The 12,623-nt window shown below is 47.7% G+C and carries 11 protein-coding genes; 6 read left to right on the forward strand and 5 right to left on the reverse strand.

The genetic code is table 11. From position 1 onward, the window contains the following. Together G9U52_RS08125 and G9U52_RS39830 are read left to right on the forward strand one after the other, a co-directional pair. Positions 1–3,211: collagen-like domain-containing protein (locus tag G9U52_RS08125; RefSeq protein ID WP_166148265.1), on the forward strand; the 3,211-nt coding region annotated here is incomplete at its 5' end. Positions 3,212–3,362: 151 nt separating this feature from the next. Beyond that, a complete protein-coding gene (locus G9U52_RS39830) occupies positions 3,363–3,935 on the forward strand; it encodes a hypothetical protein (RefSeq protein ID WP_243767222.1) in 573 nt (190 codons plus the stop codon). Positions 3,936–4,031: 96 nt separating this feature from the next. On the opposite strand, the gene G9U52_RS08135 is transcribed toward G9U52_RS39830, so the two are convergent. Genes G9U52_RS08135 through G9U52_RS08145 form a run of 3 tightly spaced genes read right to left on the reverse strand, consistent with a single transcriptional unit; the run spans position 4,032 to position 6,719 of the window. After that, complete coding sequence (locus tag G9U52_RS08135) at positions 4,032–4,913, reverse strand: glycosyltransferase family 2 protein (RefSeq protein WP_166148267.1); 882 nt, start codon at positions 4,911–4,913, stop codon at positions 4,032–4,034. 55 nt (positions 4,914–4,968) lie between these two features. After that, entirely contained in the window at positions 4,969–5,661 is a 693-nt protein-coding gene (locus G9U52_RS08140) for an acetyltransferase (RefSeq protein WP_207952857.1), read from the reverse strand. Next, on the reverse strand, positions 5,601–6,719 hold the full coding sequence (locus G9U52_RS08145; protein ID WP_166149395.1) for a DegT/DnrJ/EryC1/StrS family aminotransferase: 1,119 nt from the start codon (positions 6,717–6,719) through the stop codon (positions 5,601–5,603). Before G9U52_RS08145 ends, G9U52_RS08140 begins: the two co-directional genes overlap by 61 nt. Positions 6,720–6,927: 208 nt before the next feature. Here G9U52_RS08145 and G9U52_RS08150 point away from each other — a divergent pair, with 208 nt between their 5' ends. Both G9U52_RS08150 and G9U52_RS08155 read left to right on the forward strand, forming a co-directional pair. Then, entirely contained in the window at positions 6,928–8,457 is a 1,530-nt protein-coding gene (locus G9U52_RS08150; RefSeq protein ID WP_166148269.1) for a glycosyltransferase, read from the forward strand. 434 nt (positions 8,458–8,891) lie between these two features. Continuing rightward, positions 8,892–9,242, forward strand: a complete 351-nt coding sequence (locus tag G9U52_RS08155; RefSeq protein WP_166148272.1) for an ArsR/SmtB family transcription factor — start codon at positions 8,892–8,894, stop codon at positions 9,240–9,242. A gap of 103 nt (positions 9,243–9,345) precedes the next feature. Here G9U52_RS08155 and G9U52_RS08160 read toward each other — a convergent pair whose 3' ends face one another. Beyond that, a complete protein-coding gene (locus tag G9U52_RS08160) occupies positions 9,346–9,645 on the reverse strand; it encodes a DUF2325 domain-containing protein (protein WP_243767224.1) in 300 nt (99 codons plus the stop codon). A gap of 228 nt (positions 9,646–9,873) precedes the next feature. Then, on the reverse strand, positions 9,874–10,401 hold the full coding sequence (locus G9U52_RS41335; RefSeq protein ID WP_311764826.1) for an LLM class flavin-dependent oxidoreductase: 528 nt from the start codon (positions 10,399–10,401) through the stop codon (positions 9,874–9,876). 225 nt (positions 10,402–10,626) lie between these two features. Here G9U52_RS41335 and nfsA point away from each other — a divergent pair, with 225 nt between their 5' ends. Together nfsA and G9U52_RS08175 are read left to right on the forward strand one after the other, a co-directional pair. Continuing rightward, on the forward strand, positions 10,627–11,364 hold the full coding sequence (gene nfsA / locus G9U52_RS08170; protein WP_166148276.1) for an oxygen-insensitive NADPH nitroreductase: 738 nt from the start codon (positions 10,627–10,629) through the stop codon (positions 11,362–11,364). A gap of 43 nt (positions 11,365–11,407) precedes the next feature. Next, a complete protein-coding gene (locus tag G9U52_RS08175) occupies positions 11,408–12,559 on the forward strand; it encodes an NAD(P)-binding domain-containing protein (RefSeq protein ID WP_166148278.1) in 1,152 nt (383 codons plus the stop codon). Positions 12,560–12,623: the final 64 nt, after the last annotated feature.

Here is a 12,623-nt window from a genome sequence, read left to right on the forward strand (position 1 = left end):
CCAAGGGCCTCAAGGTACTCAAGGACCTCAAGGTACTCAAGGACCTCAAGGTACTCAAGGACCTCAAGGTACTCAAGGTACTCAAGGTACTCAAGGTACTCAAGGACCTCAGGGCGATCAAGGGCCGCAGGGCGACCAAGGGCCGCAAGGCGATCAAGGTCCGCAAGGCGAACAAGGCGACCAAGGACCGCAAGGCGACCAAGGGCCGCAGGGCGACCAAGGACCGCAGGGCGAACAAGGGCCTCAGGGCGATCAAGGACCGCAAGGCGATCAAGGAGCGCAAGGCTATCAAGGGCCGCAGGGCGACCAAGGGCCGCAAGGCGACCAAGGCGACCAAGGCGACCAAGGCGACCAAGGCGACCAAGGGCCGCAAGGCGACCAAGGCGACCAAGGTCCGCAAGGCGACCAAGGCGACCAAGGCGACCAAGGGCCGCAAGGCGACCAAGGCGACCAAGGTCCGCAAGGCGACCAAGGCGACCAAGGGCCGCAAGGCGACCAAGGACCGCAAGGCGACCAAGGCGATCAAGGGCCGCAGGGCGACCAAGGACCGCAGGGCGACCAGGGGCCGCAGGGCGACCAAGGCGATCAAGGGCCGCAGGGCGATCAAGGGCCGCAGGGCGACCAAGGGCCGCAAGGCGACCAAGGGCCGCAGGGCGATCAAGGACCGCAAGGCGAACAAGGACCGCAAGGCGACCAAGGTCCGCAAGGCGACCAAGGACCGCAAGGTGACCAAGGGCCGCAAGGCGACCAAGGTCCGCAGGGCGATCAAGGTCCGCAGGGCGACCAAGGTCCGCAAGGCGACCAAGGACCGCAAGGCGACCAAGGGCCTCAAGGCGACCAAGGTCCGCAGGGCGAACAAGGGCCGCAAGGCGATCAAGGCCCGCAAGGCGACCAAGGTCCGCAAGGCGACCAAGGTCCGCAGGGCGACCAAGGCGACCAAGGCGACCAAGGCGACCAAGGCGACCAAGGACCGCAGGGCGACCAAGGACCGCAAGGCGACCAAGGACCGCAGGGCGACCAAGGCGACCAAGGCGACCAAGGGCCGCAAGGCGACCAAGGTCCGCAAGGCGATCAAGGCCCGCAAGGCGATCAAGGCCCGCAAGGCGATCAAGGCCCGCAAGGCGATCAAGGCCCGCAAGGCGATCAAGGCCCGCAAGGCGATCAAGGGCCGCAAGGCGACCAAGGGCCGCAAGGCGATCAAGGGCCGCAAGGCGATCAAGGCGACCAAGGGCCGCAAGGCGAACAAGGGCCGCAAGGCGATCAAGGGCCGCAAGGCGATCAAGGGCCGCAAGGCGATCAAGGGCCGCAAGGCGATCAAGGGCCGCAAGGCGAACAAGGCGAACAAGGCGATCAAGGGCCGCAAGGCGACCAAGGGCCGCAAGGCGACCAAGGTCCGCAAGGCGACCAAGGTCCGCAAGGCGACCAAGGGCCGCAAGGTGACCAAGGTCCGCAAGGCGACCAAGGGCCGCAAGGCGATCAAGGGCCGCAAGGCGATCAAGGGCCGCAAGGCGACCAAGGGCCGCAAGGCGATCAAGGGCCTCAGGGCGACCAAGGCGACCAAGGGCCGCAAGGCGACCAAGGGCCGCAAGGCGACCAAGGACCGCAGGGCGACCAGGGGCCGCAGGGCGATCAAGGGCCGCAGGGCGACCAAGGACCGCAGGGCGATCAAGGGCCGCAGGGCGACCAAGGACCGCAAGGCGACCAAGGACCGCAAGGCGACCAAGGTCCGCAGGGCGATCAAGGACCGCAAGGCGACCAAGGACCGCAAGGCGACCAAGGTCCGCAAGGCGACCAAGGTCCGCAAGGCGATCAAGGGCCGCAGGGCGATCAAGGGCCGCAGGGCGATCAAGGGCCGCAGGGCGACCATGGGCCGCAAGGCGACCAAGGCGACCAAGGGCCACAAGGCGACCAAGGGCCGCAAGGCGATCAAGGGCCGCAAGGCGACCAAGGGCCGCAAGGCGATCAAGGTCCGCAAGGCGACCAAGGACCGCAAGGCGACCAAGGGCCGCAAGGCGACCAAGGGCCGCAGGGCGACCAAGGTCCGCAGGGCGATCAAGGGCCGCAAGGCGACCAAGGACCGCAAGGCGACCAAGGTCCGCAAGGCGATCAAGGACCGCAAGGCGACCAAGGGCCGCAGGGCGACCAAGGACCGCAAGGCGATCAAGGGCCGCAGGGCGATCAAGGCCCGCAAGGCGACCAGGGGCCGCAGGGCGATCAAGGGCCTCAGGGCGACCAAGGACCGCAAGGCGACCAAGGACCGCAAGGCGACCAAGGGCCGCAAGGCGACCAAGGGCCGCAAGGCGACCAAGGGCCGCAAGGCGATCAAGGGCCGCAGGGCGACCAAGGGCCGCAAGGCGACCAAGGACCGCAAGGCGACCAAGGCGATCAAGGGCCTCAGGGCGATCAAGGGCCGCAAGGCGACCAAGGACCGCAAGGCGACCAAGGGCCGCAGGGCGACCAAGGACCGCAAGGCGACCAAGGGCCGCAAGGCGACCAAGGCGATCAAGGGCCGCAGGGCGACCAAGGGCCGCAAGGCGACCAAGGGCCGCAAGGCGACCAAGGGCCGCAAGGCGATCAAGGGCCGCAAGGCGACCAAGGACCGCAGGGCGATCAAGGGCCGCAAGGCGATCAAGGGCCGCAAGGCGATCAAGGGCCGCAAGGCGACCAAGGCCCGCAAGGCGACCAAGGTCCGCAGGGCGATCAAGGTCCGCAAGGCGACCAAGGCCCGCAAGGCGACCAAGGGCCGCAAGGCGACCAAGCGCCGCAAGCACCAGCACCATCCACTGAGGCAATATATTTAATTGCTGAAGGTGCTCAAACAGTTGGCTCAGGTGATGATGTCGAATTTGATTCAGCTTTAGTAAATACAGCCACAACAACCTATACCTTTACAGCACCAAGTACAGTAACAATAAACCAAATAGGTTTCTATCGCATTGACTACACTATAACAGGAGAAAATAACGGTGCTGCTAATGGTCTTGCTTATGCAATTTTTAATGGCGCTGATGTACAACAACTCGGTACAAATTACGGTACTGTTACTGTTAGCGGCGGATTAGAACTTAAAGGTTTAGCCATCTTAAATGTAACAACAGCAGGAACAACTTATACTCTACGGAATATCGGTTCAAACGATGACGATCTAACAGTTACGGTAGATGATGCACCTATAGTTAATGCCTCCCTACTCATTCAAAGAATCACTTAAAATCAAAAAAACTACCTGACAACCAAGATTTATTGGTGTCAGGTAGTTTTTTTATTATCGCAAGACGTCACCCCACTAGATTTTTAGTCCAAGCTTGTTAATACCATATCAATCCGCTTGATAGCTTCTGCAAATCGATGTCGGTTCTCCAATGAAATTAACACATCATGTTCATACAAAGTTTGCAAATTTCTTTCCGTCTACTATTCTTGTATCTTGGTTTAGCTTAACGGTAGCCCCGATAGGAGGACGTTTCCATGGTGTCATATTTTCTGCTAATTCTCATAATAATGAATTTAATGACGAAAAAAATGGTTTCACTGTTGACCGAAAGGAGGGGGGAGGATCCATCATCGGGTTTACTGGTCAAAAATTACTCTATAACCAATATCGAAATGAAAAAGGAGATAACTCTACTTTCCAGAGAAATAAGCAGATTCAAATCCTCGTCAATATTCCGCACTCCTGTCCTACTAATGAGCATACCCAATTATTTAAGACCCTTCAAAAGGGAATAGATACCCATTTTAAAGAGATCGAAGTCGTTGTTGTTGGTCGTATTCCCGCAGAAATCGAATCCTTTGCTTCAAAGGCGCCCATGGGAGCTATCCGATGGTGGCCCATGGAGCCCAATGATTCATTAGAAACGTGTATCCAATATGCCAAGTTCTGCTCTTTGTGTACGGAGAAAGTAGTAGAGCTGCCTGAATCTCAACAAGGATGATAACAGTTGCTTGCATCTTACTCTTATTTATCACGCCTGATAACAATTTAAATAAAAACGGGAAGGGTTAATAAACCCTTCCCGTTTTTTTGTCTTTTAGATTAAGGGATTTTGGTCTAAGGTTATTAATATTTTATCAATCCTCTTAATATCTTCTACATATTGATGATTTTTTTTTACATGATTACGATAACAGTGAAGAGCAGTTTTGAATAAATCGTCCGTATCAAGAAATCCATCTTCTCGTGAGGCAATGATAATATCTAACCATTCACTCCCTTTCTTTATTAGATCCATTTTATTGCTATTTTGATCTGGATGTAACCGAAAATAACTTAATGTATCTGGAATATAGACAGCTTTTCCTTTGGATAGCAATGACAACCAAGTTGCTAGATCATTGATTAGAGAATACTGTTTTCCTTTGTAAACTCCAAATAGTTCGGTAAGATCTTTTTTTCTAAATAACACCGTTGTCGGTTCACCAATGAAATTGATACATCGTGTTAATACAAAGTTTGCTAATTCCTTTCCGTCTAATATCCTTGTTTCTTGGTATAGCTTAACAGTAGCCCAGATAGGAGGAAGAAATTGACCGGATTCATCGATGGTTTGCCGATAAGAAGTGACCAGAGCTATATTTTCGAATTCATTAAAAAAATAAATCATTTTCGCAATTTTTTCTTTATGAAAAACGTCATCGTCCATCAAGTAATTGATATAGTCCCCTGATGCTAGATCAAAGCATTTGTGCCAATTTTCAAGAAATAAATTCCGTTCATTTTTATGATACTTGATCTGAGGAGACGAAGCCAAATAAGGAACGAGCATCTCTTGCACTCGATCATCTGTACTATCATCACAGATAATAATTTCGATGTTCGGGTAGGTTTGTTCCAATACACTGTCGATGGCTATTTGTAGAGTATGGGGCCGATTATAAGCAGGTATGACAATACTTACTAATGGAAATCCCACTTTGCCCCTCCTTTCTCTCCGATATCCTCAATTATACCGGAGGATACATGAAAGCTTATGGCAAGCTTTTTTTGAATGCTGCAGGTACTCCAGCGTACAGGGTTTGCTTGGGTACATCCTCTTTTACAAAAGATCCCCCACCAATCACGGACCAGGATCCAATCGTCGTTTTTTCGCGTATGGAAGATCCGATTCCGATATAAGCCCCTTCCTGAATCGTAACGTTCCCTCCGATCTGAACACCTGGAGCAACTGTCACATAATCTTCAATTCGGTCATCGTGGCTGATATTCACTCCTCGGTTTATAATAACAAAATTATCTATGACCACATTTGTCGTTATTATCGTCCCTTCACAAATGACGTTACCTACCCCTAGATGATTTCGTTTAGAAATGAACACAGAAGGATGGACTAATGTATCTGCCAACTGAAAACCAAACTTCCTTGTTTTTTCAACTAGACGTTTCTTGAGGAATGGATCCCCCACTCCTGCACATACAATCTTTACCTGTTCTTGTAATGAAGAGATATCTGGCAGATCACCTAAAACAGGAATATCGTCTATAATCTGACCTTTAAATTCAGGTCGTTCGTCCAGAAAACCTGCCACTTCAATTCCGATTTGCCCACAAAGATGGAGAACTTCACGACCGTGGCCACCACATCCCCAAATCACAATCGTTTTTATGATGGAACCATCCCTTCTACAACCAAACGAACATCTTGATTGGTCATTTCTTCCCATAGAGGTAAGCTTACAATACGACTGGATATTTTCTCCGTAACGGGTAAGGGGGTATGAGGATGAGCAGTAAAAAGTGGATGCTGATGACAAGGAGGAGAGAAATAGGTCCGTGCTTCGATGTTTTGACTTGCAAGTGAATGAATGATGTCACTATTTTGTTGACCCTCCGGGCAACAAATAGACATAAATTGATGAGGAATTTTCCCCTCAGCTTTTTGAATTGTCCAGCCTTTACCTAATAAATCTGTATGTTCCAGCTGTTCGAGGTACCAGCCATAAATTTGCTCTCTCGCTTTTAGTTTTTGGTCAAAAACATCCAGAGTGGATAAAGCGATTGCCGCTGTGTATTCAGAAACCTTGCCATTTAGTCCTGGTAACGTAGTTTCTCTTCTCGTAGAAAAACCGAAATTCTCAGCTTGACGAATTTTGGAAATTAATTCTGTATTCGCACTGTATATTAGCCCCCCTTCACCCACTCCAAACGATTTAGTAGCGTGAAAGCTAAACACGACACAACCAGGAAACCCCTTTCCAAAATGATTGAGATTTTCCGTCGTACCAAAGCTGGCAGCAGCATCTACAACCACCGGTACCCCTGATTCGTGGATTTGTTGATAAAAGTCGAGATTCATATTTGTACCAAAGGTAGCATAAGGAATAACAGCGGCAACTTGATCACCCAATATTTGTAGCCATTCATTAAGTATCTTCTCATCCATACACCAGTTATCCGCACGAATATCCACAAAAAATGGTTCTAATCCGCACCATATCGCAGCCAAGGGGGTAGCAGCAAACGTAAAACTCGGCATCAGGACATATTTCCCCTTTGGACGCTTACTTTGGGAAATAGCTAATATCAAGCCGATAGTCGCATTGTTTACGGTTGTAACAGCTCCAAGATGATCAAAGTATTCATCCAATACTCGTTGTTCAAAACGTGTATTGAGTGGACCGAAATTACTGTAAATTCTTGATGATTCTATCTCGGATAAATACGGGATCAACGTCTCTTGCTTGACCAGGTTAGGTTTTAAAAATGGAATTTTTATCGTCATGACCGCTTTATCAACTCCTTCTCCTTTTCCTAAAATATGCCAGCGCGCCAAAATACGTTCGTGAGCTCCGATGAATACGTCCATAGGCATTCTTGGCTAGGTGCTTTTAAAATCCGCATATGTATTTTTTAACATAATTTTCTATTTTTCAAATATAAATATTGACGAATCTATAGTTTGTATTGGATATCTTGAAAGGGGGATGGAAATGTCATCGAATCATACTCCACTATTAACGGCTTATCTATTTTTTTCAAGCGAGGATTCATCGGATGGACTGGAAGAAATGTTACTAAGACTGGCTGAGAGCGGCATAACAGTGAAGCTGCATGAACCTAATGATGCATTATTGGATATAAACCCCAAAAACCCTCGCGTCTATGTTTCATTGGGAACGGGTTGGGAAAAATTCACAACGCTGAATGCCTTACCTGTTCACGAGAGAAGACGTTGGTTGCATTACATTTCTCCAACAGAAATTCAACCATCCAAATTATTTTACTGCTGGCTCAAACAGACCGATCCTCTCCCTGAAAACAAACCCATACCCTCGACTCGTTTTTCTTCAGATGCGCCCTTAGTATCCGTGTTCACAGCTAGCTATAAATCCAAGGAAAAAATTCAGCGACCTTATCGCTCTTTATTGAACCAGACGTACTCCAATTGGGAATGGGTGATTGTAGATGACTCCGGTGATGAGGATCAGACTTACAACCAAGATTTACTCCCTCTAGACGATCCCCGTGTTAGGAGGTATCGCCAAGATTCCCGTAATGGCTATATAGGGGCAATCAAACGGTATGCAGCAGGTCTATGTACAGGGGAAATTTTAGTAGAAGTAGATCATGATGACGAGTTAACACCTGACTGCCTAAAAAAGATCGTCGATACCTTTCAACAACACACCGAATGTGGCTTTGTTTATGGGGATTGTGCTGAGGTGTACGTTGGTAGTAACCATGCTCATTGGTATGGTTGGGATTGTGGTTTTGGATACAGTATGTATTACCGAGTTTGGGTACATAAAATGAATCGATGGCAAAATGTGCAAAAGCATACTACCATCAATGGGAATACCATCCGCCATTTGGTCGGTTTACCGAATCATCCTCGTGCGTGGACGAGGGATTGTTACCAACTGATTGGAGGCCACCGCGAAGAACTCTTGGTTGCAGACGATTACGATATGCTAGTTCGGACGTTTCTTTGTACGAAATATGTAACAATACCTGATTTACTCTATCTCCAATATCGGAATGAACATGGAGATAACTCTACTTTCCAAAGAAATAAGCAGATTCAGATCCTCGTTAAAGAACTAAACAACTATTATAGCCAAAGAATCCACACGAGAGTGGAGGAGCTTGGTTTACTTGATGATGTGCCCTATAGCCGTATATGGGAGACAGCTACAGATAGTCCTGCACGAAAATCTGCTCATATCATTCATGAACAATTATCCAGAGTTTCGATCCTGTTTCCTATCCCCCACTCCTTCCCTACTAATGAGCATACCCAATTATTTAAAACTCTTCAAAAGGGCATGGAAACCAACTTTAAAGAGATCGAAGTCGTTGTTGTGGGTCGCATTCCTGCAGAAATCGAGAGCTTTGCGTCGAAGGCGCCTATGGGAGCCATACGATGGTGGCCCATGGAGCCGGATGATTCATTAGAAACGTGTATCCAATATGCCAAGTTTTGCTCTTCATGCAAGGAGAAAGTAGTAGTGTTGCCGTGAGCCTTGAAGAGGGATTATCAGAATGAATGCTCTGTCGATACGTACCACAAGCCGCTGGTGCGTACGAGTACACCTGCCTCCAGTATTGATTGTTTCCAGCTAAAATTCAGTAAAAACAAACGTTATTTGGGGGTCTCCTTTTCAAATTGGCTGTACATGCAATCATAATAATTGTAACCCTTTTATATTTTAATCAGGGTCTGCTTAAACACACGCTGTGGCCTACTTTGGTGATGGCGAAATTGAGTTTTCATTTTTAGCAACAATCGTGTACGAAATAGGAGTGAATCACGCCCAAAACAATCCTAGAAGCTATTGCCCTCAGGAGCAACTATTACTTTCAATTGTTCTATTATATTCGAACAATTGAAGTATAAAATCCAGTATGATAAAATGCAATCATAATCTGCAAATAAATATAAGGGAGTTATGACATGAAAGTGCTGTATCATCCGGACCGGTTAGATATTCAGTTATCATCTATCCTATATGCCCTGAGCGATCCCATTCGGCTGTACCTTGTTGATATTATATATAAAACGGGTGAACGGACATGCGGAGAGATCGATGTTCCCGTTGTCAAATCGACCTTATCCCATCATTACCGTACACTGAGGGAAGCAGGCATCATTCAAGTTCGCATACAGGGCACCCAGCGTTTTCTCACGATTCGCACAGATGATCTGGAAGCACGTTTCCCCGGACTGCTTACCTCGATATTGCACTCCTATCATATTTCAGGCGGAGCAGCTCAAAAAATTTTTGGTCTTTCATCAAAAATTTAATTAAGGGCAAACCTTTCAATAGAATAGACCCTTCCCTGGTTATCCAGATAAGGGTCTACTATCTCACAAAATATATGATTTCTTTCACCAACCTTACAGGTAATTAAGTATAAGCCAACTGTAGCGCTTTATCGATGGCCCCAGATGCGCCGAAGCCATTATGGTAATCAATTTTCTTGCCCTTTTTTTCTGCCAATTCCCGCACAGACCACATAGAATTATGCTTGATGGCTCCTTTAAGAATAATAACAACATCCGCTTTATTAATAATCCATTGAAAATGGCTATCTACTGAGCCTCCGCCAGTTTTTCCATTATGGTGCTCAACCCGTATACCCCGCTTCTCACCTATCTTTTTGAATGTATCTGTTTGGCTTCCTCCGATAATTGCAACTGTCTTCATTCTCAATTCCCCCATAACATTCAAATCAATTTCAACGCATCCATAATCTCTTATACTTATCATATCTTAATATAAAATAATGTCAATCGGTTTAGTCGGATTTATTTATAGACAACGGCTCCAGAACCTATTTCCGGGTTTTGGATGCCTGTGAACCCATCTTTAAGCTTTGAGATGACTTCCTTTTGAATCCGAATCCACTGCCAGTTAATGGTCTCATAGGCTAGGTCAAGAGCTAGCACCGTTAACCCGATAGGAAGCACCTGGGTGGTGCGCAGGCAGCCTCGAAACACCTTTGATATTTTCAAAAATAGAATCAGGGTCAAGCGCCGTCAGGTCGATCCCTGTAACGGAGTAATAGCTAAGCAAGGTCGCTTCCGCGCTTTGGTAGCTTTTGAATTCAGCTTGCTTGTGCAATGCTTCCTCACGGGTAGGGGCTACGATGACGGACAAACCGTTAAACACCTTGACCGCCTCGGGGTCTCTGCCAAAGGCCTGAGCTTGCCTGCGGATATCCTGTACCTGGTCGCGCAATACCTCAAGCGTCGGCGCCTTCAAAAAGACACCCTCGGCATGCCTCGCTGCAAAAGCGCGCCCACGCCCAGAGCTACCCGCCTGAAAAATAACAGGTGAACGCTGTGGGGAAGGCTCAGTCGTCCTCCCAGCTGCCCTCCCATAGCTTATAGCTGACTTCCATATATTCGTCGGCATGTCGTAGCGCTCATCATGGGGAACAACCATTTCACAGCTTGCCATCTTTATTAAATTTTACTTGAAATCAATATCAAAAAATCTGTATGAAATTCCCATACCCTAAGCACTGGCCATATTGACATCCCCAAAAAATGATGGTATATTTAAACACAGTATTATTATAGGATTAGTTATAAATTACGGTAACCGGACAACCGGAGACTGCCTTTGGGCTCAAGTCTCCGGTTTTTTGTTATCATTTTACCCAATTAGAAAGGGGATTTCTTTATGAATGCCACAATAAACCAATTACAGCAACATCGATCCATCCGCAAGTATAAACCGGATCCTTTAACCGACGAGCAGCTAAAGGCGATTATTCAATCTGCACAAAGTGCGCCAACCTCCAGTAATATGCAAGCTTACAGTGTAATAGCTGTTACTAAACCAGAAACCAAGCATAAGCTTGCCAAGCTGGCAGCAAATCAGGCATATATTGAAGAATGCCCCGTATTTCTGGTATGGTGTGCCGATCTTCATCGCCTCCAGTATGCGACCGCATCGGTTGAAGAGGTTCAAATACCCACCTCCACCGAAATTTTTATCATCGCTACGGTTGATGCCGCGCTGGCAGCACAAAATGCTACACTTGCAGCAGAGTCACTTGGCTTAGGCGCCGTGTATATCGGAGGGATCCGCGACAATATTCGTGAAGTATCCCATGTTCTTGGGTTGCCTAAGCTAGTCTATCCTGTTTTTGGTATGTGCTTGGGATATCCAGATCAAGAACCGAGCTACCGTCCTCGATTACCTATAGAAACGATTCTGCATCGTGAGCATTATTCTACCGACCATTATGACCACGGCATTGCAGAATATAATCAGTCCTTACAAGCTTTTATGGCAACCCGGACAGGTGGTAACAGAGATACGAACTGGTCCAAGGAAATGGCTAAACGCCTGAATACACGCAAACGCGATGATGTCACGGAATTTCTGCACGACCAGGGCTTTGAATTGAATTAATAATTATTCCTATACCGGTGTTATCATTCTTAGGAGGCATTTTATGCTGGATTTGATTATTATTGGTGCGGGTCCTTATGGAATTTCTTTGGCAGCACATGCTTCCGCTCAGCATTTGAGTTACAAATTACTCGGATATCCCATGCATTTCTGGAAAAATCAAATGCCTCAGGAGATGTTCATCCGTACCCATCCGATATCCATAGGACTTTCCGACCCACAGTCGGAGTTTACACTGGAGCGCTTTTCCAAGGAGACTGGAGTGGAAATCATGACCCCTCTGCCTCGACCCGTTTTCATAGATTATGCTTTCTGGTTTGCCGCAAAAACGAATGTAGATTTTACCGAAGAGCTGGCCACTAGACTACAGCCTTTATACTCGAATACTGATGGGGATGAAGAATATGAGGGATATTCGGTTACAACGGAAGCGGGACAGGTTTATACGGCTCATAACGTTATTATTGCTACGGGATTGCAGCACTACGCTTACACACCGAAGGTGTTCACTGGCATTTCTCCTAATCTCGTGTCCCATACATTTGGCTATAATAGCTTCAATTCGTTTACGAATAAAAAGGTGGCCGTGGTTGGAAGCGGGCAAAGTGCTTGGGAAGCAGCAGCTTTGCTTCATCTGGCAGACAGCGACTGTGAATTGATTTACCGGCGCGAAACACCCAATTACAGCAAGATTGGTGCAACTGGGACCGAATTAATTGAGCTTGCCCATACTTATTTCGATTGGCCCCTTGAGAAAAAACAAGAACGCTGGTCAAGGCCGGCAGGGAGTATCGCGTACTTCCTGCGTCCTTTTGTTGAGGGGAAAATACGGGAATCTGCTAATGTATCGGTTGAGTATGCGGAAACAACGAATGATGGCAAGCTTTACCTTAAGCTCACGAATGGTGAGCACCGGATTGTCGACCATGTGATCGCTGCAACCGGGTTTAGGATCGAATTGGATCGGGTCCCTTTTCTCGACCCGCTTTTACTAGAGCGCATTCGCCGGGAAGAACATGGGTACAACCAATTCCCTCTATTAGATGCCCACTTCCAATGCAGCCTTCCAGGGCTTTATTTTGCTGGACCTCTCTCCTCCCACACGCATGGCCCAGCATTCCGATTTATAGCTGGATTATCTAAGGCATGTGCTTCAATTATTCCCCAGATTAAGCGAGTTAAAGCTTTGGTTTAAACTAAGAAAGGCCGGCTCTCCCAAAAGGAAAGCCGGCTTTTTTACATTATATTTTTATGCATGA

The organism is Paenibacillus agricola (assembly GCF_011440305.1).
In the GTDB taxonomy this organism is placed as follows: domain Bacteria; phylum Bacillota; class Bacilli; order Paenibacillales; family NBRC-103111; genus Paenibacillus_S; species Paenibacillus_S agricola.

Bases quoted from the DNA above. Each gene is read 5' to 3' on its own strand.
- G9U52_RS41335 (WP_311764826.1), bottom strand. From the start codon at position 10,401: ATGGCAAGCTGTGAAATGGTTGTTCCCCATGATGAGCGCTACGACATG.
- G9U52_RS08140 (WP_207952857.1), bottom strand. From the start codon at position 5,661: ATGGGAAGAAATGACCAATCAAGATGTTCGTTTGGTTGTAGAAGGGAT.
- G9U52_RS08150 (WP_166148269.1), top strand. From the start codon at position 6,928: ATGTCATCGAATCATACTCCACTATTAACGGCTTATCTATTTTTTTCA.
- nfsA (WP_166148276.1), top strand. From the start codon at position 10,627: ATGAATGCCACAATAAACCAATTACAGCAACATCGATCCATCCGCAAG.
- G9U52_RS08175 (WP_166148278.1), top strand. From the start codon at position 11,408: ATGCTGGATTTGATTATTATTGGTGCGGGTCCTTATGGAATTTCTTTG.
- G9U52_RS08155 (WP_166148272.1), top strand. From the start codon at position 8,892: ATGAAAGTGCTGTATCATCCGGACCGGTTAGATATTCAGTTATCATCT.
- G9U52_RS08160 (WP_243767224.1), bottom strand. From the start codon at position 9,645: ATGAAGACAGTTGCAATTATCGGAGGAAGCCAAACAGATACATTCAAA.
- G9U52_RS08145 (WP_166149395.1), bottom strand. From the start codon at position 6,719: ATGACGATAAAAATTCCATTTTTAAAACCTAACCTGGTCAAGCAAGAG.
- G9U52_RS39830 (WP_243767222.1), top strand. From the start codon at position 3,363: ATGAAATTAACACATCATGTTCATACAAAGTTTGCAAATTTCTTTCCG.